15 protein-coding genes are annotated in these 23,547 nt (G+C 49.5%); 5 read left to right on the top strand and 10 right to left on the bottom strand.

Features of this window, described 5'->3' with window-relative positions; all coding sequences use genetic code 11:
* Positions 1 to 95 precede the first annotated feature (95 nt).
* From murJ to EL633_RS13720, 4 genes are all read right to left on the bottom strand, one after another.
* On the bottom strand, positions 96 to 1,778 hold the full coding sequence (gene murJ, locus EL633_RS13735) for a murein biosynthesis integral membrane protein MurJ (protein ID WP_126627727.1): 1,683 nt from the start codon (positions 1,776 to 1,778) through the stop codon (positions 96 to 98).
* A gap of 128 nt (positions 1,779 to 1,906) precedes the next feature.
* The gene (locus EL633_RS13730; RefSeq protein WP_126627726.1) at positions 1,907 to 2,098 is read right to left on the bottom strand and encodes a hypothetical protein; all 192 of its coding nucleotides are present in this window, start codon (positions 2,096 to 2,098) and stop codon (positions 1,907 to 1,909) included.
* 384 nt (positions 2,099 to 2,482) lie between these two features.
* Positions 2,483 to 2,680, bottom strand: a complete 198-nt coding sequence (locus tag EL633_RS13725) for a KGG domain-containing protein (RefSeq protein ID WP_126551677.1) — start codon at positions 2,678 to 2,680, stop codon at positions 2,483 to 2,485.
* Between the two features lie 626 nt (positions 2,681 to 3,306).
* Positions 3,307 to 4,482, bottom strand: a complete 1,176-nt coding sequence (locus EL633_RS13720; protein WP_161982135.1) for a sensor histidine kinase — start codon at positions 4,480 to 4,482, stop codon at positions 3,307 to 3,309.
* Positions 4,483 to 4,894: 412 nt separating this feature from the next.
* Here EL633_RS13720 and EL633_RS13715 point away from each other — a divergent pair, with 412 nt between their 5' ends.
* Together EL633_RS13715 and EL633_RS13710 are read left to right on the top strand one after the other, a co-directional pair.
* Complete coding sequence (locus EL633_RS13715) at positions 4,895 to 6,802, top strand: HEAT repeat domain-containing protein (protein WP_126627724.1); 1,908 nt, start codon at positions 4,895 to 4,897, stop codon at positions 6,800 to 6,802.
* 503 nt (positions 6,803 to 7,305) lie between these two features.
* On the top strand, positions 7,306 to 8,703 hold the full coding sequence (locus EL633_RS13710; protein ID WP_126627723.1) for a serine/threonine protein kinase: 1,398 nt from the start codon (positions 7,306 to 7,308) through the stop codon (positions 8,701 to 8,703).
* 69 nt (positions 8,704 to 8,772) lie between these two features.
* Here EL633_RS13710 and EL633_RS13705 read toward each other — a convergent pair whose 3' ends face one another.
* Positions 8,773 to 10,548, bottom strand: a complete 1,776-nt coding sequence (locus EL633_RS13705; protein ID WP_126627722.1) for a CocE/NonD family hydrolase — start codon at positions 10,546 to 10,548, stop codon at positions 8,773 to 8,775.
* A gap of 274 nt (positions 10,549 to 10,822) precedes the next feature.
* Between EL633_RS13705 and EL633_RS13700 the strand changes: the two genes are divergently transcribed.
* A complete protein-coding gene (locus tag EL633_RS13700) occupies positions 10,823 to 11,506 on the top strand; it encodes an FHA domain-containing protein (RefSeq protein WP_161982134.1) in 684 nt (227 codons plus the stop codon).
* 58 nt (positions 11,507 to 11,564) lie between these two features.
* Here EL633_RS13700 and EL633_RS13695 read toward each other — a convergent pair whose 3' ends face one another.
* The 4 genes from EL633_RS13695 to EL633_RS13680 form a co-directional block, all read right to left on the bottom strand.
* Entirely contained in the window at positions 11,565 to 12,362 is a 798-nt protein-coding gene (locus EL633_RS13695; RefSeq protein WP_161982133.1) for a nucleotidyl transferase family protein, read from the bottom strand.
* A 347-nt stretch (positions 12,363 to 12,709) separates the two neighbouring features.
* Positions 12,710 to 14,416, bottom strand: a complete 1,707-nt coding sequence (locus EL633_RS13690; protein ID WP_126627719.1) for an ArnT family glycosyltransferase — start codon at positions 14,414 to 14,416, stop codon at positions 12,710 to 12,712.
* A 435-nt stretch (positions 14,417 to 14,851) separates the two neighbouring features.
* Positions 14,852 to 17,596, bottom strand: a complete 2,745-nt coding sequence (gene acnA / locus EL633_RS13685; protein WP_126627718.1) for an aconitate hydratase AcnA — start codon at positions 17,594 to 17,596, stop codon at positions 14,852 to 14,854.
* A 213-nt stretch (positions 17,597 to 17,809) separates the two neighbouring features.
* Positions 17,810 to 18,286: an MOSC domain-containing protein gene (locus tag EL633_RS13680; RefSeq protein WP_126627717.1), complete on the bottom strand. Its 477-nt coding sequence runs from the start codon at positions 18,284 to 18,286 to the stop codon at positions 17,810 to 17,812.
* 583 nt (positions 18,287 to 18,869) lie between these two features.
* Here EL633_RS13680 and EL633_RS13675 point away from each other — a divergent pair.
* Entirely contained in the window at positions 18,870 to 20,558 is a 1,689-nt protein-coding gene (locus EL633_RS13675) for a tetratricopeptide repeat protein (RefSeq protein ID WP_126627716.1), read from the top strand.
* A gap of 92 nt (positions 20,559 to 20,650) precedes the next feature.
* The gene (locus EL633_RS13670) at positions 20,651 to 22,453 is read left to right on the top strand and encodes a serine/threonine-protein kinase (RefSeq protein ID WP_126627715.1); all 1,803 of its coding nucleotides are present in this window, start codon (positions 20,651 to 20,653) and stop codon (positions 22,451 to 22,453) included.
* Positions 22,454 to 22,542: 89 nt separating this feature from the next.
* On the opposite strand, the gene EL633_RS13665 is transcribed toward EL633_RS13670, so the two are convergent.
* A complete protein-coding gene (locus EL633_RS13665; protein WP_246039132.1) occupies positions 22,543 to 23,463 on the bottom strand; it encodes a glycosyltransferase family 2 protein in 921 nt (306 codons plus the stop codon).
* Positions 23,464 to 23,547: the final 84 nt, after the last annotated feature.

Here is a 23,547-nt window from a genome sequence, read left to right as displayed (position 1 = left end):
AAAGGTCCCAAAATGAAAAACAGGCGAGCGCTCTATTGAACTCTCGCCCGTTATTTTTTGGGCATTCACTAAGAATTTTGCCCAATGACTACTTATCATTCATAATTTGAGGAAACCTGAACTGACGATTGTTTGAGCTCTTTCTGGTAACGTCGCCGCCTCTCAAGGCGTTGCATACCTGCGTCCCGCTTGATATAGCGCCGCAGCCGGAAGAGGAGCAGAATAGCCATCAACACAGCTTCAGAGCCCGCAGCAATCGCCAGGGCCAGCGGCACAACCATAATGGCCTGAGTTCCATGGATAAATTGGAACAAGAAGTAGAGCATACCCCAACGTACGACCAGAGCATAGGTATTGGTGGCAAAAGGCGTCCAGGCGTCCTTGAGAGCAAAAAAGCCACCGGATAACAGGTTTCCAGCTGCCAATCCTGGTAAGGCAAAGGCATAGCCCAACAAGGCCAGATTGGTCAGATCCGAGGCATGGGGATCAAAGGCTCCATGCTCAAACAAGAGGTGAATGGTTGGTTTGCCTAGTAGAACCAGCAGCAACGCAGCGGGCAAGGTCAAGGCAATCGAGAAGCCAATCACCTTTAAGGCCATCTGCCGCATACGTATATAGTGTCTGCCAGCCGCCTGAACCGCTAGATGTGGTAGCAGGGATTGCCCAATTGCCTGTCCAATCAGGGCCGCGGGCAGGGCCTGCAACATCTCAGCGTTATGTAAGGCGGCCAGGCTGGCGCTATCAGGGAGATAAGAGACAAAGTACGTGTCAACAATATTTCCCACATAGGCCACACTGATCGCCAACGCATTTGGCAATAACAGAACGAGGACCTGACGCAGGCCCGGATGCCGAAAGTTCCAGACAAATGAATAACGCACATTCTGCTTAAATAAACCCGGCAATTGTACTACTAACTGTAATACTACCGCGACCAGCGTTCCATATGTTGGTCCATAAATACCGACACCTGGTACCAGTTTCGCGACAATCAATCCACCGATCAAACCAACATTATAGACAGCCAGAGACACCGCCGGTAGCAGAAACTGGCGACGGCTATTCAGGATCGCGGTGATCACAGTTCCCAGGCCAAGGATTAGTGGCTGAAACAACATAATACGGGTCAGGGTTGTCGTGAGATCACGCTCGGCTGGCGTGTAACCAGGAACCAGGATATGATTGACAAAGGCAGGAGCCACAAACTCGCCCAGCAACAAAACTGCGCTCATCAGGACCAGCACCAGATTAAAGACCAGGCTGGTCAGACGCCAGGCCTCGGTCTCGCCTTTTTCCTTTTCATAGGCCAGAAAAACTGGTATGAAGGCATGAATCAGTGCTCCACCTGCGATCAAGTTGTAGAGTGTATCAGGCAGGCGCGCGGCCGCATAGTAGGCATTTGCATCCGCACCAGCGCCGAAGAGGGCATTAAAGATAACCTGGCGCACTACCCCTAATACACGGGAAGTCATAAGCGCAAGCATGAGTAGAAACGCACCCTCAACCACGCTAAAACGACGCAGTGAGAGGCCACCACTCAGACGAAAACTGCTCAAGTTAAAGCGGAACGTTCGTCCACCCCACACCCGGCGTCGCCTGGGTGTAGGTTTAGCTGGCGTATTAGGAACTGCATCCCGGTGCGGCTCGACATTGGCAAGTGCCGACGATGAATTTTCAACCGTGTTACGTGGTTCGTACGAGATAAGAATCCCTCCTCTCGACGTAGCGAAGAACAGCACAGCTCTAACGTCGCCGATGTTACCCAATCTATTCGCCAAAATGATGAGCCACACTCACGAAAGGTAGTTCTACCATAGTGGTGGCTCCATAGTGCGAAAGTGTATAGAAGATAAATAATGATTTTATCTTAACACACTTACGCCTTTGTGGGTACTAAACGTACTATCTATGAACTTTTGGGGCGTGGCTTGTAAATATTGATGCCCATTTTGACTTCTTCGCGTCCAGGAACGGCAATATTTCCTTCGGTGCTCGCAATCGTAATAGATTTTCCGCTGGAGGAAGGGCCATATTCTTGTTCTAAATCCACTTCAATAATCAGCTTATTGCCATCAAGCTTTAATTCAATATTTTTCATCGTTATCCTCCTACATATACATGCTTTAAGCATGTTTTCGCGCCTTTAGCGCTCCAAGGGTTTTGCATGTGATATCAAAAAGTGTTCTCCGAACACTTTTTGATATCACATGCAAAAGAAGCATGGGCCCTTCAGGGCCCGAGTGCGATTGGCTGCACGCTCCACGATGAGAGTGAGGAACAAACACTATCTTACTAATGAATATACCTGAGTCGGAAAGAAAAACGAAAAAAAAGCAGGGATGCTGGCCCATATGAGCTAAGTAGTTACTTACTCATAGTGGACGAGCATCCCTGAAAGTAGGTTGTCTATTCAAAACACTTAAAAAAGAGAGGGAGGGCCAGCGTTTATATACCGGCCCTCCCTCTCTTTTTAAGATAACTTCTACGCCTGAACATTGTACTTTGAACGTCGGCGACTGATTGAACCACCTTTACGCCCTGCCGCCTGCGCCTCTTCACTTGTCCATTTGTGTGCAGTGCCCAAAGCGTGGGCAGCTTTTCCACCTTTGCTGGCGATTTCACGTTTCTTCTCTGGACTCATCGAAGCAAAACCGCGGCCACGCCCTTTTTGTGTCTGCATTATCTTTCTCCTCCTAAAAGTGTGTGAGAATTTACACCTTTAACTCATTCAGGACGTAAGAGTACAGGTAACCCCCGGACTCTCCTCCCTTCACACGCGTTCTCCCTGGTACTCGTTTTAAGGTTAAGTAGGATTTCCTCAACCTACTAATAACAACACGACTCATCTGATAGTTTTGATACACATGAGACGACCAATTTTTTTGTTGCTATTTTTGATTCCTTGCTTTTAATCTTTTTCTAAGCATGGTTGAGCTTGGCGTTTTGTATTAAGAGGTTTTAGCGCGTTTATGGCAGGCATCCGTACTCGTCCCCTGGCGGGGACCTGCCTGTATGATGAAGTGGGTGAAAAAATGGCACAGCCCATTTTTTCACCCACTTCATCATACAATGAGAGTATTGCTATTCTATACATGCATAGGTAAAGGGAGGCTGATGCTTGCTGTATTACAGCAGCCTGTCAACTCACATCCTCCTCCATCGTTGGTGCAGCAATGGCGCATTTGCGCCATTGCTGCACCAACCAACAAAACATGAATGGGGGCGCCTGCGCTCCCCAGCCTGGCCTGAAGCTCACCTCTCTCATTGGGATAGGAGTCTGACTCTCTGTAAAAGAGAGGGCTATTTTTAGGGGTTGGCAGCGCTTAATAATCTGGTTGGTTTTAGTGTCTGGTCTGGTTGGTTTTGATTTTGGGCAATGGATGGATGGGCTGCGACGGCAATTGGAAGGGTCAGGGTGACACTGGTACCCTGGCCTTCGTTGCTCTTGAGGATGATAGAACCATGCATGGTTTCAATGAGTTTGCGGACGATGTATAATCCCAGACCATGGCCGGCGATCTGTCTGGTCGCGGGTTGCTCAAGGCGTTGGAATGGTTTAAAAACGTGTGCTTGTTGCCATGGGGGAATACCAATACCATGATCGCGTATGGTAATCGAGAGTTGGAATAGAGATCCAGCGTTATCTTCTACCTGGAGCCGGCGGTCGATGGTAAATGGATAGAGGGTAGAGACAATGATTTCTATCAAGCCACCCTCGGGAGAATATTTGATAGCGTTCTCTAATAGATTTTCCAGGATCTGACGTACACGATGTTCATCGGCCCAGACAGGAGGAAGTTCAATGGGACCGATGCAGCGAATGACGAATTGTTCGGTTGCCTGTTGATCTACTCGATCCTTCATCTGTTGCGCGACGCGTTGACAGAGCGCGAGAAGGTCCAGTGGGGCTGGTCGTAACTTGATCTGTCCCGCTTGTAGACGTGAAAGATCTAGCAGATCTTCGACCAGGATCTCCATATGCTGTACTTGCTCCATGACGTTCTTTAAATAGCTTGCCTGTGACTCGAGACTCATCTGTTGTGCATACAGCTCATCTTTTCCTGTACAGCCATATACCTGCAGCAGTTCAATATAGCCTTTGATTATACTTAAGGGGATGCGAAGGTCGTGGCTGACCATTGAAAAAAAAGCATCTTGTTCAGATAAGTCCAGTTCGTGTTCAGCTGAGGTTTCAATGGAGGTGAAAGGTGCTTCAGTACGCGGACAGGTAGCCTCTTGTATACAGGTGTATTCAAGGGCCTGTTCGACTTGCAGCGCCAGGCTGGTCAATTGTTGATAGAGGAGACGATGCTCTCCCGGACCAAAGCCTGTGGCACAGGTAGTGGTGCAGATAATCAATCCAACAATGCCGTGTGGACGCAATAAAGGTGCAATCAATCGCATAGAAGGGGGAGATTGTGGTGACTCGCTACAGGACCAGATGGTTCCGCTCTGGATAGCGATATCGCACATGGCACGCATGCGCTCCTCTTTTAGCATAGGAACGCTGGAGGGTGAACTATTATAACGTATGCTCCGATCTAAAGAAGAGGGCAGCTGCTCTAAAAGAGGATGTCGCAACGATGCTTCTGGACACTCTAAGAGGATGCATGTGTCATCACAACACAGCAAAGCACAGATCTGCTGCGCTATAGCGCTCAAATATCGGATATCACGCGTGCTCACCATCTTGCTTTTCACCTCCTCGCTAGAATTCACCTTTAGTATATAGGCGAAAACAAGAAGCAGACGGTATTTTAAGGACACCACTCAATAGAGATACGCAGATAACCAGCATGAAATACCCTTGACCAGCATGAGGTTGAACGGTACAATTAAACAACAGCTATTACTGTGTAAGTATGCAATACTAGCGTAAGAGAGGGCCAAGTGTATGTCTGAGAGAGAGAATGAACGGGCACAGCCTATCCAACAGCCAGAAAACGCCGATCCTTCAGAAGGTTTTCTGCATCTCGAAAAAGACACAGACCGCGATCTACAGGCACCAGATTTAGCCACGGTCGAGGTCAATCCCGCCACTCCACTTTCCACCCAGGCGCGTGAGCGCACAGGCACGGTCGAACATCTCGCTGCACGCAAAGCGGTTCCTACGCTGGACAAGCATACGCCAGAAATGAAGCTACGCCTGAGCGCACTACGCACAGAGATTACCCGCATCATTACCAGCCTGCGCTGGGAAAACCAGTCCGTTGCAGAAACGGTACAACGCCTGCAGCCATTCCTTAATATAGGTCCCATTAAACAATGGAAAGATACACTGATTCCATTTTTGTATGAAATCGATCGCGGCGGAGCCCTGATTCCAGTCTGGCTACAGATCATTGAGCAGGGCGATCCAGAAAATTTGCCGGTGGATGCGAATCCTGGTGAGACGGAACAGGGACGGGCCCGGCGCTATGCGATTCTGATGCTGGGCAATTATCGGACCATGGGGATCGCGGGTAAGGGAGCTCAGACGCGCTTTGCGAGTCGTCGTGATGATGGTAGCATGGTCTCAACAGATCTGGCCCAGTATCTGGGTAAACTGGCAACAGATCCCGATGTCTCAATGTATGCGACCCAGGCCTTGATTCAACATACCACGGCCGCATCAATGCAAGCGTTGATCGGAGCCCTACAAGAGGCGCACGGCTGGGCAAAAGTAGATGTGGTGGAAGGCTGCCTGGAATTTCAGCAGGAACGCTTCTATGATATCCTGCTGGCCAGTGGTCTGGAACATGTCAGTGGATTAGAAACATATGTCGCGCTCCCGCTCTATAAAAACATTCCACTGGAACGCTATCTGGAAGATAGACAGGCTGATCCACTCTTGAAGGCCAATGCCGCCCTGGTTTTTCAATATATGTTACAGGACGGCCGCCAGCTTCCAACTGCTACAGATCATGCTGATACGCTACCAACCGCCTTCTCACGTGATTTCCCAGCAGTAGCGCGCGCACTGATAAATAATGCCGCCACAGAACCGACCTGGCAGAACGCCATTGCGATGCATCAGCTCGGCTTCTTCATGGGCCGGTATTGGAGTGAAATCAACAAGCATAACATCAAAGACGCACGTATCATTGAGCCAGTCTATCAGGTTCTCCCACTCATGCACGAAGTCGAGCGCTGGATGGATGGTCCTGGTCGTGATATCTTATTACAAGCCCTGGCAAATCCAGAGGAAGAACCACTCATCCCGGTTGCACGTACGCTAAGTGAGTTACGCGATCCACGCGCGGCCTCTCCGATCATAGAGCGTCTGGAGACCACTCGAACTATCAAAGATCGCAGCCACGCGCTCATGTTGGGCACCCTTTGTGACACGCTAGCGCGGCTGAACGACCGGCGTGCGGCCGCCCCAATGTTCCAATTGTTGGCCCGTACAGTCGACATCGAGCAACGCAAGCACCTGCCAAAGAGAAGCGAAACACTCCCACCTGGAGATCCACATATTCCTGGCAGTATTGTCTATGCCGCCGTCATTCATGCCTGTGGACAGCTTGAAGATATCAGCATCATCCACGGTGTCTGGGATGCCACCCGGGACCTCGATCCCTATGTACGTACCCAGGGTCTCGATGCCCTGAAAATTTTAGATCCACGCGGCGAGCAAGCCCTGAGCAAAACAGTTGTCCGCGAAGCACTCTCTGATCCCCGAGAATCAGTTGTTCGTGCCGCCAGCCAGCTCGCCTTACAATATAAAGACTTTGAAGCTGTCCCCATCCTACGCAATGTCATCGACAACCGCCCCGAACTCAGCTATACACTCAACGAAACCCTCAAACAACTGATAGACTAACTATTCACCATGCAAGAATTCTTTGCGGGAGGTGCAGGAGGGCGGCCAGCCCTCCTGCCGGGGTGCGGGGTGTCCCCGCAACCCCTTTTCTCTTTTTGCGCGCCGCCTGCGGCGGCGCGAGAGGGAGAAAGAATGAGCGGGGACACCCCGCACCCCAGCGATGAGGGTGAGAATCTGACACTACCAAAAAAATCCACCTATATTTATCGTGTTTGAATAGCACATATCTATAAAGACTTAAAGTAGCACAATTGTCTCACCAAACACAAAACATTTATGTGCCTCCTGTATACTGGATAATAGGGAAGAATATGATTTAATGGTTGAGAGTACCCGTTTGCTTTAGCACCACACTTTTTTGATAGCACATGTATACTATAAGCAGGGTGAGAGGGCCGTGGCGAGCATTCTTTCACGATCCGCTTTAGTTATACACATAACACAATCTTTCTTTCTGTATTTACAATACTCTCACCTTCTTAAAATCACGAGGAATCTAAAAGATGAATATGTTGGTGGGGAAACATCTCGGTGGGTATCGCCTGCAGCGACTTGTCGAGAGTGGTGGTATGGGTGATATCTACTTGGCCCAACATACACGTATTGGCAGAAGAGTCGCGATCAAAGTCGTCTGCGGAGACCTGCGAGCTGTCCCTAATACGCCTGAAGGCAAGCAGGCCGCCCAACGTTTTGAGCGCGAGGCGCGTGCTGTTGCCGAATTGGAACATGAACATATTTTACCTCTCTATCATTTTGGCGAGGAAAATATGGAGACCAGTGTTGGTCCAATCACTTATCTGGTGATGCCCTATATCACAGAGGGATCACTCTGGAACTGGTTACAGCAGCGCACACAACAATTTGGTTTTGGCTGGCCTATCTCAGCTGAAGAGGCGGGCTATTATCTGTTACAGGCAGCTTCAGCTCTACAATATGCACATGATCATGGTATTATTCATCGCGATATTAAACCAACAAATTTTTTGATTCGCGTTGAGCGTGGCCCTTTAAAAAGTGATCAATATGCTTATCTTGCTACTATTTTTCCTCATGGAAGACCACATCTTCTACTGGCTGATTTTGGCCTGGCTTCATTTTATCGGGCCGGTCGATCGCTGCATCGCTCTGTAGGTACACCACTCTATATGGCTCCTGAACAGTTTGATGATCCTTCTTTAGCCACCTCGGTCCATGTGGGTCCTTCAGCGGATCAATATGCGCTGGCAGTGATGATGTATCAGTTGATGACGGGGCGGGCGGTCTTCGAAGGGACGGCTGCCCAGCTTTTACATCATCATCATCATACCGCGCCTGAGCCGCCCAGCCTCTGCAATTCCAGTATTCCCAAGGAGCTAGATGAGGTTTTTCTACGTGCGCTGGCCAAGAAACCAGAGCAGCGTTATCCGAGTATCCTGGAATTTGCGCAGACATATGATGCGGCCCTGCAAACAGCGCTGCGCAAGCGGCAGGCCAATGTAACAACCAGTCGTCCTGCGACGATCCAGCGTGAAAATCCACGTGAGACCAGGACGTTCGCGGCCCAGAAACCACGTGATGCGACGGTCCTATCAGTTCCTCAACCAGATCAAGAGGGACATTTGGATCAGCAATCCACCAGGGAGTCACAAAGGGCTGGTCTTCAGGTTGCACTCATGGAGCAACCACCTGATGTACAGCATAAACAGGTGCCAATCTCACCTACAATCAGAGGAAGGGCGATTACGGATCATCCCGCCTTGCTCTCCGCACTTCCAACCTTTACTGGATTGCAAAAAACCATGCCGCTACGCTTTGTGCGCTTATCTCCAATCCTATCATTTGTGTTATTGGGCATGGTCTTCCTGCTCCTGGTTGCTGTGGGTATCCTCATAGCGATGTTGCTCGTGCTCCATGGACGTTAGCCAGCAGGAACCACACTTGTAGCTCCTGCTCGATGTCAGGCAGAGATCGAGTCTGCCTGACAGATAGGACTATACACCGGGTACGATGGGCAAGGTGATAAAAGAAGGATGCTCGGCATCGTGCAGAATAGTCTGCTGTGCTACCACCAGTTCGCTATCCGCTCCCAGATCATGGCCAGTATTGGGATTACGGTCCCAGCGTGGGAAATTACTGCTGGTTACATCAACCCGAATACGATGTCCTTGCTTAAACACATTACTTGTGGCCCAGAGGTCAATCACATATTCATAGGGCTGTCCAGGCTCAATCAAGGATGGCTCGGCGCCAGTTGAGAAGTCACGATAACGGGCGCGAATAATACCATCGGTCAGATTCTGAGCATAGCCATCTGGATATACATCTACCAGGCGGGCAACAAAATCAGTATCAGGAGCGCTGGAGGTGGCCCAGAGATGTACAGAGATTGGTCCAGTAACCTCGGTATCCTCGGTTAATTCCGGTGTGGTGTAGACCAGTACGTCGGAGCGCTGCTCGGTTGGTCGCTGATCAAAGACACCACCAGGATACTCCGGTGTCATCAGCAGGGCACCGCCGCGTGTCATAACTGGTTGGGCTGGATCATAAGCATAATGATCTGGCTCTTCTGCTGCTGGAACCTCTACATTCAGACTACCATCGCCTGTCAGCGTATTAGCATGTCCGTCGCTGTGCAGATAATAACGCGTCTCCACCGCACGGGCCAGCGGCCACTCCTGCTCATCACGCCAGATGTTGGCACCCATTACATATAACTTGACAGGAGCTTCAGCCAGGATGCCAGTATCATTGCCCTTCAGGAAATGGTCAAACCAGCGCAACTGCATACTCATAATATCGCTCTGGAGGTTAATTAAGCCTGGTGTTGAAGCAAAGCCAAAGTTCTTTTCACCCACAGGATTGGTATTGCCGCCGTGAATCCAGGGTCCGATTAATAGCTTACTCTGACGCGCAGCCTCGGTCGTACCCTCCTGACGCATGATCCTGAAGTTTTCTAACGTGTCATGCAAGAAAATATCATACCAGCCACCGATATTGAAGGTCGGAACCGTCACCTGCTCGTGCTTACCCAGGATAGTCATTGGCTCAACCAGTTCCCGGCTCATAGGAGCATCAAAGACCTCAAAGAAGGCTGGCGCAATATCTTTATATTTCAGTGGCACAAATTCTTTGAGTGGCAATGACCAGTAGCCCTCTGGTCCCAGACTATCAAGGGTCTTTGACCAGACATACATATCGGTTCCCAGTTGGGAGGGATCTCCACTCAGCAGATGTCGGCGCATGAGTACATTTGCAGCCATGGATAGTTGCCAGGAGGCCGTTGTACCCAGTTCCAGGGCTCCCCCACGAAAGGTAACGCCATTTAAAGGATCATTCCAGGTTATATAGGGGACCATGGTCCTCAAGGCTTCAGGCTGATGCACGGCCGCCGACCATTGTGTAAAACCAAAGTAGGAAGCGCCATACATACCGACCGCCCCATTACTATAGGGTAGGCCAGCCGCCCAGGCGATGGTATCAACTCCATCCAGGGCCTCCTGGCGCATCGGCACCCACTCACCTTCGGAGGCGAAGCGCCCACGTGTATCCTGAATGATCACGACATAACCACGACGGGCTGTCTGTACCGCATCCAGCACACCACCCGGATTGGGGAAATCTTTTCCATAAGGAAGGCGCGTCAGGAGCACTGGCCAGCGCTCATCGCCAACCGGTCGATATACATTTGCGCGCAAGGTAACGCCATCTCTCATCTGCGCAGGAACGTCAAACTCGATCGTCACTTGCAAACCCGATTGAACTGGCATGGTTGCTTTTCTCCTTCTTCTCTTACACAATTGCTTCTTTACAATATCTTACCATAGGGAAAGAGCACACCTGCCCATCATACAACGCATAAGAAAAGTGTGCCAACTGGCGTTCATCTATTAGGAATGTCCAACAAATATGTACAATCATTTAACAGATTTATTCTTGACACACCGAGATATCATTCGTTATACTCAGTCCAATGATGGAAGAGAAATCCATTATGTAAATTCTTGCAAGCCCACATCAGGCAGCAAAATAGAGTGGAGCCATATGTCGCAAGAACCAACAACGGGAGCATACCTTGTCATCCAGAAAGGCTCTCTGGCTGGTAAGCGTATCGAATTGTGGAAAGAGTGTACAACCATTGGTCGCAGCCGAGATAGTGATATCTTCCTGGAGGATATCACTGTTCATCGTAAGCAAGCCAGTATCCTGTTTACGGATAATGGCTATATTTTACGTGATGACCATGGGAGTGGAGATTGTTTTGTCAATGGTAACTCGATCATTGAGCAGCTTCTCAATAGTGGGGATGAGCTCCAATTCGGCAATACACAGATTACCTTTTTTGCAAATGAGGGGACACGGCCATTCCAGCTCCCGTCATCTCGCGGTCGCGAATTGCATAAGGGAAAAACACCCGAGCCCAGCACGACGATTATTGCCCAGCTGCAATTGCTGAATCCTGGCACGGGCATGCGGAGTATCGAGCTTTTACCTGGCATGACGATTGGACGGAGCCGCGAATGCGACATCTTCCTTGAAGATCTAACCGTTAGCCGCCATCATGCGACCATCAAAGAGGTGGCCGTAGGTCAATATGAACTGATCGATAATAACTCAGCCACGGGTACATTCGTAAATGGGCAACCGATTACGCATAGTGTATTGCAGGAAGGCGATCTACTGCAAATCGGGAATACAAGCTTCACCTTCCGTTTATCCCGCATGTAGTGCAATTGCTGCGCATTGTGTTGCATAGTGCGCAGCAATTCTGGGAGAGTGGAGCACATCAGGAGACCGGGCCTATGTGTTGCGTTAAATATGCAAGGTGCTCCTGATAGATATCTTGTTCTGTTCCGTCCAAACGCTTCACAGGAGGGGCATAGGGGCGGATACGGTGGATGAAGTGGCGTACTTCCTGGGGAGCCTCGTGCTCATAGCTGACCCCCCCCTGTCGAACCTGTGTGGCTGAGATATTGCGATATGCGGCATCAAAAGGACGGGATATGACATAGCGTGCAAAGCGCTTATTTTGTGGCTGCGCTAGAAGTTCAGCCAGTTCTTTCTCGCCGGAATCTCCCCGCGGCACGACAAACAATTCCGCCAGACTAAACAGTTCCTCTAGCGAAGCATCGCGATCCTTATAATAATGGGGATCAAAAATCTGGATGATTTTATCAAAACCCATCAAGAACAGCACTCGTTTCACCTTTGGAAAAGACTGGCGAATAGCCTGAGCCTGCTCTACATACAGCCCACGATTAAATAATAAGATGCCTACGGCAGGCAGACGCCTACGCAGTATATCTCGCAGCAACATAATCCGATCCAGCAGCACTGGGCGCTCAACACCTTCTTTATCCACAGTACGCTTACTAAAGGCAGCATAAACGTGTGCTGGACCATAAATATCCAGCGCATAGTGTTGGGCCTGCTTCAATAAGGCAATATGCGCAATCGTGGGTGGATTAAATGAGCCAGTAAAAACAATTACGGTACCCTCTGGCTCCTGGGAACCGGGTATACACACAACTTCAGCCGGGGCCGTTGGCTGTAATTGATCAAGCAAACGCTGTACCTGTTTCATCTGGTGAAGTCGCTTCGCTGATATATACATAGTAGATATCACTTCCAATCTTGTGCAGACGTGCGCTGACGCGCCCGAATTTTATTGTGTATGGTGCCCAAAAGAGCGCTGTGCGCTTTTTGGGCACCATACACAATATTACAACTTGCGCACCTTTGCCACTCTCGCTTGCGCACCTTTGCCACTCCCGCTTGCGCACCTTTAACACTCAAAGGATTTTAAATGTGCTGTGAAATTGTGCTCTTTAGCGCACAATTTCACAGCACATTTAAAAGAAGCATGGCGCTTTAGCGCCCGCATGTGGCTGGTTATATGGTTCGCCACTAAAAGTGCTATTCAAACACTACCTATGAACGAATGGGGCGAATCATAATATAGTCGTTTGTAATGTCAGTTATCTTATATGAATAATGATCGGCCTTAATCTTCTTCTCAACGGCTTGCCGTAATCTTGTATCTGTCTTATCGAGCACATAGACGGCAGATGGATCGGCCACAACCTCTTTAAAGTATGGTGCATATCTATTATGAACGTAGCTAATCTTGCTGGAACGTTGCGAATCATAACGTATAGATGCACCGATAATGCCTTCCTTCGTAGTAAAATTGAGGCGATAACTGATCCAGTAATCGGCGTAGAGATGGGTAACACCCTGGGATTTCAATGTTGCGATAAACTGATCTTCATCTTTAACAGCCTGCTGTGCAGCCGGAACCTGCGCTAAAGCCGTCCCGGTGCCATATATTAAGATGCAGAGAAAAAGGGCCAACAAGCTTAGACAGCCCACCTTCCCTATTTTTTCCAGGAGACTAATTTGTTGCTCCGCCGACCATTGAAGCCGTGTTCCACCCACCCAGAGAGGCCATAGGAGCGCAGGAAAACTAATCCAGACTCCAATTAAGTACCGAGCAGTAACACCAGCTTCATCTATAGCGACACCACTACGCAGATACGGCAACACGGTGCCTGCAATACCACATAAGAGAACCAGGCGAGCGCATTGTAGTACGAGAAACTGGCGATCTTCAAGCGAGAGTGTACGCCGACGTAAAGGTAAAAACTTTTTTGCCAGAGCATAAACCACCATACCAGTCGCAATCAGCGACAGCAGCACAAAACAAGCAGACCAGATAGTATTCGTTACCGTACAATAGCTATACCAGGTAGTGCCAAAACTCCAGTATTGCAGAAACGGGAATTCGGATTTATAGCAGGTCGGGCTACCGATCATGGTTGGTAAACTGACGGTAAAGACGTTGTGAGCCTGCTGATATAGTGTATGGAGGGTTAAAGGCACGGGATTCACTTGACCCAAAAGGACAGCGACAGTATTATTTCTAGCAGGCACAAGAAGGTTATCAATGATCAGTGGCAGGCCACCTAAAAAGAGGCCAACCAGCAAGATCAGAATGGCTCCTTTAAAAACCAGCTCACGCCAGGAAAAGAGTAGTAACAAACTTGAACAGGCAACCCAGGGTAAAATAAGGGTATCATTCCATATCCCTAATCCAATCGACACACCCCAGAAAAAGAACAATCCATAGCGTATGAAGAGATTCTTTAATTCTCCTGTTGGGGCTGTCAGAGCCAGTCTAAGTCCAATGGCCAGAGAAAGCGTAGAAAATAAGATGGTCTCAGGATAACCACCAATGGCTGTAAGCTGTCGTGTTAACATCGCAGCCGAACCAAAGCAGAAGAGCGCGACAATAAAGATGGCAAAGCGTTTCGTGTAAAGCTGCGCAACCAGCCAATATATGCTGAGTAAAAAACCAACATAGAGTAAGATCATACCCAGTCGGAGTGCGAAAAGCGAGGAACCAAAGAAAGTAAAGAAGAAAGCCCCCAGATATGCCTGCAAAACTCCCATATAATACTGCCCATAGTAAATAACCGGGTGTGCTCCCCGCTGGATGTGCATGCTCATTACACCCATAGTAGATTCATCACTATTCGGAAGAGGCCAGCTCTGGTATGCGAGGTAGGCACGAATGACGATTGCAACCAATACTAAAATGCCAAGTGCTGCACCTTGCCAGCTCATTTTAAATTTCATGCTTTTCATACGCCTGATCATCATTTTCCCTTTTATAGGATTATTTTATCTCCCTGGAATATCAAAATAACGTTGTGACATGACATCTACCAATATCTATACAATAATAAACAACGCTAATCTTGCTAATCATAGATGAGTTTTGACGTACATTCAAGCTGATAGCCAAAATGGAAATCCAGCTTATGCATAGGATTGCTAAATTTATAGCTGTGTGGTTACAAAGAAACAGCCGGAATATCTTTTCTATTATGATATCTCGGCTGTTTCTTTGTAAAGCGGTGTAACTAAGTATCTTGTCAAACTTCGTTTGATAATTTGTGCGCCCGCTACGCGGGCGGGAGAGAAGAGGGAGGCCGGGGTCACAGCCCCCGATCCCCCAGCTCGCCGCCCCTTGCATCCCCGCTTTTCTATCACATGATGTCTGAAAGATTACTAGTCTTGAAGCAAGCGGCGTAAGACGGTGGGAAGAATGCCACCATTCTCGTAGTAGGTAACGTCGATAGCACTGTCCAGACGGGCAATGGTCTGGAACGTAAAGGTAGAACCATCTTCACGGGTTACCTGAACGCTAACTTCCTGACGAGGCTTCAGGCCCTGCTCGATCCCTGCGATCTCGTATGTCTCACGACCGGTCAGGTTCAAGGATTCTTTGCTCTCACCTGCTTTAAATTGGAGTGGCAGGATGCCCATACCAACCAGATTACTGCGGTGGATACGCTCAAAGCTTTCAGCGATAGCGGCACGCACACCGAGCAACAAGGGACCTTTGGCAGCCCAGTCGCGTGAACTACCGGAACCATATTCTTTACCGGCAATGACGATCAAGGGTACGCCGTCCTTCTGATATTGCTCAGATGCCTCATAGATGGTGGTCTCGGCACCATCTGGCAGGTGTACGGTATAATAACCCTCTTTTCCACCCACCAGACGGTTACGCAGGCGGATATTGCCAAAGGTACCACGAACCATAACTTCATGGTTGCCACGGCGCGCACCGTAGGTATTGAAGTCCCGTCTGGCTACACCATGCTCAACCAGGTACTGACCGGCAGGACTCTTCTCATTGAAACTACCTGCGGGCGAAATATGGTCGGTGGTGATCGAGTCATCAACCATGACCAGGACACGTGCCCCGTGAATATCCTTCACAGGTGCAGGCTCTGGCTTAATGTCCTTAAAGAAAGGCGGCTCCTGTACATAAGTCGACGCTGGATCCCACTCAAAGATGGGGCCAGTCGAGTTAGAGAGGGCCTGCCAATGCTCATCACCCTCAAAGACATGGGCGTAGTTTTTGGAGAACACCTCCGGCGTTACTGCCTTCTGGACTAGATCACGTATCTCTTCCTGAGTTGGCCAGATGTCACGCAGATAGACTTTGTCTCCATTCACATCGGTTCCGATAGGATCGGTGGTTAAATCGATGTCGACGGTACCAGCCAGAGCATAGGCGACAACCAGGGGAGGAGAGGCCAGGAAGCTGGCACGCACCTGTGGATGGATACGGCCTTCAAAATTACGATTCCCACTCAGCACGGCTGCTACAATCAAATCATTGTCTTGAATAGCTTCCGCGATTGGCTCGGACAATGGTCCGCTATTACCAATACAGGTAGTGCAACCAAAACCGACCAGATGGAAACGTAGCGCCTCCAGATAAGGGATCAACTCTGCATTCTCTAGATAATCGATGACGGCTCGTGAACCAGGAGCAAGACTGGTTTTGACGGCCGGATTGACCGAGAGGCCGCGTTCTACGGCACGTTTAGCAACCAGACCGGCGGCAATCATGACCGAAGGATTCGAGGTGTTGGTACAACTGGTAATGGCGGCAATCGCGACCGAGCCATTGTTCAGGTGTGTCTGCATCTCACCCAGGTCGACTTCGATTCCCTTGGAGGTTGCGGCAGGCTTTTCGGCCACGGCGACCCCACCTTGAGTCACAGACGGAGCTTCTTTAAAGCGATCGGCATAAGCGTTACGGAACGTCTGAGAAAGCGCACTCATTGGCACACGATCCTGTGGACGACGAGGACCGGCCAGGCTGGGCTCAATCGAACTTAAATCCAGTTCGAGCAGATCATCAAACTGTGGCTCGGGAGTGTCATCAGTACGGAAAAGGCCCTGAGCTTTAGCATAGTGCTCCACGAGCTCCACCAGTTGTGGATCGCGACCAGTATCGCGCAGATAGCGTAGCGTCTCAGCATCCACCGGGAAGAGTGTGGCGGTCGCCCCAAACTCAGGCGACATATTCGAGATGGTGGCGCGATCGGCCAGGCCCAGTTGACTGAGCCCGGGACCAGTAAACTCAACAAACTTGGCCACCACACCGCGCTTACGCAGAATCTGTGTCACGGTCAACACCAGATCTGTGGCCGTGGCTCCTTCGGGCAATGCACCAATCAGGCGCATACCAATAACCTCAGGTGTGAGCAAATAGAGCGGCTGACCCAGCAGGACCGCCTCGGCTTCAATACCACCAACACCCCAGCCTAATACACCCAGACCATTAATCATCGTTGTATGCGAATCTGTGCCAACTAATGAATCAGGATAGGCAACGGTCTCCCCATTATCATCTTTGGTCAATACCACCGACGCCAGATATTCCAGATTGACCTGGTGCACAATACCCGTTCCCGGAGGTACGACCCGGAAATTGCTGAACGCCTGCTGACCCCAGCGCAGCAGTCCATAGCGCTCGCTGTTACGCTCATATTCACGTTCAACGTTACGCGCAAACGCCAGCGTAGAGCCAAATGAATCCACCTGGACCGAGTGGTCGATCACCAGATCGGCAGGGACAAGAGGATTAATTTTTTGTGGATCACCCTGCATCCGTGCGACAGCCGAACGCATCGCAGCCAGATCAGCAACCGCTGGCACACCCGTAAAGTCCTGAAGCAAGACCCGACCGGGCAAGAATGGATATTCAGCCTCACTGCCAGCCGACTTACCAGGAGTCCAGCCAGCCAGTGAAAGCACATCATCCTTCGTCACCAATTCACCACCAGCATGGCGTAACAAATTCTCCAGGATAATTTTGATCGTAAAAGGAAGGCGCTCCAGTCCTTGTACTCCATGTTCAGCTAGAGCAGCCAGACGATAGTAATGGATTGAGGAATTTTGAATGCCCTCTAATGTTGTACGGGCATTAAATACATCTTTGTACGTCGTCATATCAAGTCCTTTTAGGAATTTTTTTTGTAGGGGGACAGTTGACTGCACACAACTACCGTGCAAGCCAGGCCTACATCAGAAATAGTTAACATTCAGTCTTATTATATAGCATAGTGACACCTTTGTGGAAATGCGGAGAGGGATCATCAAAAGTGGGGAGATGCATGCATACAGATACTGGGAACATGGCTGTCCCCAGCATCTGGCTCTTCATTATTCGTGGATCGTATCACCGAGACGGATATTGCCACCGGAAATAATCTGGGCTCCAAGTCCACCACGATGGATGAAACCAACGACAACCTTGTGACTTGTCTGCTCCATAAGGTGGGCACAGGGTTCGCGCAACGCAATGCCACGGAGGACGGTGTCACCAATGCGGAATTCACGATTGACGAGGTGGTTCAATGAAAAACCACGGGTGACGATGTTACGACGCATATCTGCATAGGAAACGGAAAGCTTGTTTTCTGTCTCCACGCTTTCAAAGGCTTCACTCTCGATCAGAGTTATCTCGTAAGCCTCTTCGTCAGGTACAGAGTGGGTTCCATTTTTGGTATAATAGCGATCACCAACAATGCCACGTCCTTCTACCAATTGAGCTTCATCAATCAACTGCATCGGTTCATCAGCGGCCGGAGCAATACACAGTGCGACAACCTCGCCTTCCCATATGATGTTTTGAGCCATACATTTCTCCCTTTTTCACATACATACTAAGAAACTTCTACTCTTTTAACGTTATTTTTGCATCCTTTTGAGGGGTTGAATCCGTCTTTGTATACAGGAGATCTTCATATCTTTTTCAGACAGCAAAGAAGCATAATCACTGGCGCAAATAAATAGATCAAAAGCGCAATGATGAGCGTATATACAACAAAGAACTTATTTTTGCCCAATAGTAAAAATAGACAGGCGCAGTGCTTGTTTACAAACATTCGCATATCAACTTAGCTGCCTTTTGGGCAGTATAGAAGAAACATTTAGCGAAGTCAATAGTAATTTTATATAAATATAGACTATATGCTGAGAAAGAATAAAAGCCTGATAAGTGCTTTAGAGACACAGCAATACATTGTCACTGATGATACACTGGTGCAAGACTGTTATGCCCTGATGCATGAGCGATGTCCATGATTGCAGATTTGTAGCATGACAGACTGAATATATGGACACACCTTATATTGACAAAGCAGCACTACTTTCGCTACAGTAGAGAAACGTTATATTCTATGCACACGATACATGCGTAGGACAGGGAGGAAGGACGGTCATGGGGAAGTGCTTGGACTTTAAGAGTTGTGGGTTTGATAATCGCGATGAGGCACGCTTCTGCTCGCACTGCGGTATTCCGACGAAGGGAACCCTGCTGCAAGGCCGTTATGCTATTGAGGCTTTACAGCAAAAAGATCGCGGGACGGTTACTTTTCAAGCAACCGATCAACAAACATATTTGCCGGTGACGATTCGGGCGTTAATTCCCAAGGATACCAATACACAGGAACAAGAGAATTTTTTGCAGGATGCCGAGTTGGCTGTGTCGCTTTCTACCCATGTTAGTGATCCTGGAAGTATTCGTGTGGTTGACTATGGGCAAGATGGCCCGGTGGTGTTTATGGTGAAGACAGCACCAGCACCAGTCCAGCAGCCTCCTTCGACCCTGTCACGGCTGGTAAACCGGATTTCGGGCGATTTCTTTCCCCAGATGCCACTTGCAGGGAGCTCGATTAGCGATGAGGAGACAACACAGGTACGTATTGCGGTCCCGACTGGTACTATGCCACCTCCCACACCCGTCCGCCAGACACCTGAACCAGTAGTTCATGATTGGCTAACTGAAGGTAACCTGGCCTATGAACATGGTGCCTATGAACAAGCGCTCGCAGCCTATGAGATGGCGACGCGCCAGAACTCCACGCTGGTTGAAGCCTGGAGCGGAAAAGGAGCGACCCTCCTACATCTGGGACAGGCGCAAGAGGCGTTACAGGCCTATGATCATGCGATCTCACTGAGCCCACATGATCCAGAATTATGGACATCACGTGCCAGTGTGCTGCATGATCTCCAGAGCTACGATGAGGAGATGTATTGCTACGATCAGGCACTGACTTTTGATCCAGATTATGTCTATGCCTGGAGTGGACGCGGTATGGCGCTGGCCGAACAGGGCTATCCAGAAGAAGCGTTGGTTGCCTTTGACCGCGCCTTGCTCCTGGATCCACAACGCAGTACGATCTGGCAGGCTATGGGCGATACATTATATAGCTTGCAACGCTATGATGAAGCCTTGATCGCCATCGACCGGGCCTTTGCCCTGGATGATAGTCAGGCCTCATTGTGGGATACCAAAGGCAATATTCTACGGCGTTTAAAACAACCCGAGCAGGCCCTGGCATTACATGAGCGTGCCACACTAATCGAACCAGATAATGCGACCAGTTGGTTCGATAAAGCCAATGATTTACGCGATCTGCGCCGTTATCGCGATGCGCTCGCCGATTACGATCAAGCATTAGCACTTGACCCAACATTAGCTGGCGCGTGGTATAATCGAGGCAACGTCTTAGCAGCACTCCGAATGTTTGAACAGGCATTGGACTCATATGACCATGCTCTGCAATATGATGACGGACTTATATCAGCCTGGTATAATAAGGGAAGTTTATTGCACGAGCTCAAACGCCACCAGGAGGCACTCGCGGCCTTCGATCGTGCCCTCGCACTCGATGTCCATTACATTGCCGCCTGGAATAACCGAGGACTTTCACTTTTCGCATTGGGTCGCCTGGATGAGGCACTTGCAGCCTTAGATCAAGCAACATCCTTTGCACCAGAGGAACCGGACGCTTGGTATAACAAGGCGGTCGTCCTCGAAAAGTTGGGGCGAAAGCAGGAAGCGGTCACTTGCCAGGACTGGGCACGCTCTCTCGATCAGCAGGCCAAAGACGCACAGGGACTTTAATCCCAACTACAGGTTTATAATGTCGGTGCCACTGACCAGGTGCCCTTAGATCTCGACACCTAAGAAGGGTGTTTCGCTACACGGAGGAGGGAATGCGACGCTGCGCCGATCAGGTTGACTGCGGATATGACAACCGGGACAGCGATTTATTTTGTAGAGCATGTGCACTGCCGTTATTAGACACCGCATTGGCCGGTCGTTATGTTGTGGAGGCTCTCTTGAGCAAGGGTGGATACGCGGCGGTATTTCGTGGAATAGACCAAAATCTTTCTCGTCACATTGCTATCAAGGTGCTGTTACCCAGTAAAACCACACCGAATGAACGCGATCATTTCCTGCGTGAAGCACGGATCGCTGCGACGCTGGATCACCCTAACATCGTTCCCATACTAGATTATGGTAAGGATGGCTCAAGCGTCTTTCTTGTCATGCCTTTGTACACGGTTGGTTCTCTACGTACACGGCTGGCACAGGTCAATGGCCCTTTACCAATACAGGAAGTTACTCATGATTTCCATCAGCTCGCTCATGCCCTGTATTATGCTCATACCCGTCAACGCCCAATTATTCATCGTGATATTAAACCAGAAAACATTTTGATCCATCAGGAAGATTATCGCCTGGTGATTACTGATTTCGGTATCGCACGTTCCCTGGAACCAGGGGCACGTGTGGGCCAGACAATTACTGTGCGTGGAACCGTTGGCTATATGGCTCCCGAACAAAGTAGTGGCATCGTGGACCCGCGTAGCGATCAGTATGGCAGCGCGGTTGTCCTTTATGAATTGCTTACCGGCTATCATCCTCTTGATCCACGAGGGGGCTCTATCCCGCCGGTGACTACTTTGAATCCAGATCTACCCTCAGGGATGGATATTGTGATGCAGCGTGCCCTGGCTTCGCATCCTGAGGATCGCTATGCTGATATGATGGAGTTTATGCGCGCCTTTGATTATGCCTATCGTCCCACTATACGGACGCGTAGCTCACATGGCGGTTTACTTGCAGAGGAGCAGCAGATTATTGTGCTGCCACGCCGGGAAACCAACGCGGCCCAGGGAGGGGATAATCAGGTCCAGATCAAAAACACAAACAAGGGCTATGTACCTAGTAGTAGCTATGAACCAGATCAAAGTTCTCAATATCAACGCTCACGTATCCGTTATAGTACTGGCAGCATCCGCGAGAAGTGCCGTGAGGGTGATCAATACCTGAAACAGCAATCCTACTCTCAGGCCTTGATGGCATATGAGGAAGCGCTACGCATGGACCCGCGTAACTTCTATGCCTGGAATGGTAAGGGCACTGCACTTTATAATCAGGGCAACTACCGCAAGGCTCTGGAGTCCTATCAACGGGCAACGGAGATTGAGCCAAATAATGCTATCGTCTGGGTCAGTGCTGGACTCGCGCTTAACCGACTGCAACGCTATCAACAGGCTCTCGTCCATTTCGAGCGGGCACTCTCGATCGATCCTGTCTATGTGGCAGCCTGGAATGGGAAAGCAGACACCCAACTGGACATGAATCAACCGGAGGAGGCCTGGGCTTCATATGAACAGGCACTTAAGATTGATGCCAGAAGCTTCCATGCCTGGAACGGCCTTGGCAATGCCCATTCGAGTCTTCATGACTTTACGGGTGCTGTCGATGCGTATACGCGTGCCTTGCTCATCAATCCACGTAGTGCGGTAGCCTGGTGTAATAAAGCTGAAGGCCTTATTCGCCTGGGACATAATAAAGCGGCCCTGGATGCATTAAACGAAGCGACCGAGATGGATAAGAATTATGCACGCGCATGGTTGTTGAAATCGGAGGTCTATGAATCCCTTGGTAATTCTCAAGAGGCTCAGAAGGCTCGTAGACTTGCTAATCGCTGGGGCTTAAAAAGTTAGGTTGATCAATAAATAAACGATAACTGGGTCCTCCCAACAGAAAAACAACACTACTGCTGGGAGGACCCGCTCTCTTGGAAACTATGCGACTATTTAGGGAGTGCCATGGGGTAACGCAACTTTGCGTATTCCTCTTTTCTCCACTTACGAGCATAAATAAAAAGTTCTTTAAAGGCGCGTATAATTACTTGAGGCTTTGCACCGGTGGCCTGCCCTTCCTCACGTGGCAAATGCTTGACGCCGACTTCGGTATATGTGCGGCCATCACGCTTAAGCTTATAAAGAATTTCTGTATTAATCATCGCTCCCCGTGTCTCCAGATTCAAGGACTGAAAGAAATCCGCTCGATACAGTTTAAAGGCACAGTCAATATCGCGTACTTGTATACCAAAAGCGAGGCGGACTAATTGCTTCCAACCCCAGGCATTCAATTTACGAATCCAAGGATCATGGCGTGGATTACGATAACCCAGGACGGCATCATAGTTCTCAATCAATGGGAAGAAACGCTCCAAATCGTCAATGTCAAACTGACCATCCGAATCCATGAAAAAGACCAGATCTTTGCTTACAGCATGAAATCCTGTTGCCAGAGCGGCACCGTACCCCTTGTTGACAGGATGATTGATTAAGCGGATCCGTGGCTCACTGATAATCAATTGCTCGACAATCTGGCGCGTCCGATCCTGGCTCCCATCATTTACCACCACAATTTCAAAGTCGTTGGTCCATTTCTGTAGTGCCAGAGTCGCCAGAGAAACTGTTTTCTCGATTACCGCCTCTTCATTGTAAGCGGGCAAGACTACCGCCAGGCTCTGTGCAAGACGCGCTTCTTCAGTTGTGGTCGGCGCGGATACGCCTTGCGGTCTGGTTTGAACCAACCACTCCTCTTGAGAAGACATAGCTAATTGTCCCGTGGCCAGACTTACCAGTGACTCTTTTTGCCACAGTGTTAGCGAACAAAATGGTGCTCCTTGAGCATACTCCGTAAAAAATTGTCGTAGTCCCATCGCATGATAACCTCCTTCTCCAAATCGCGTATGTACAGCAATAATAAATGGCCCGCTAACGCCTATGTGAGCAGGTACAGATGG

It is taken from the genome of Dictyobacter alpinus (genome assembly GCF_003967575.1).
Lineage (GTDB): Bacteria > Chloroflexota > Ktedonobacteria > Ktedonobacterales > Ktedonobacteraceae > Dictyobacter > Dictyobacter alpinus.
The sequence above is the reverse complement of the archived record's forward strand: the minus strand, read 5'-3'. Positions and strand labels throughout refer to the sequence as shown.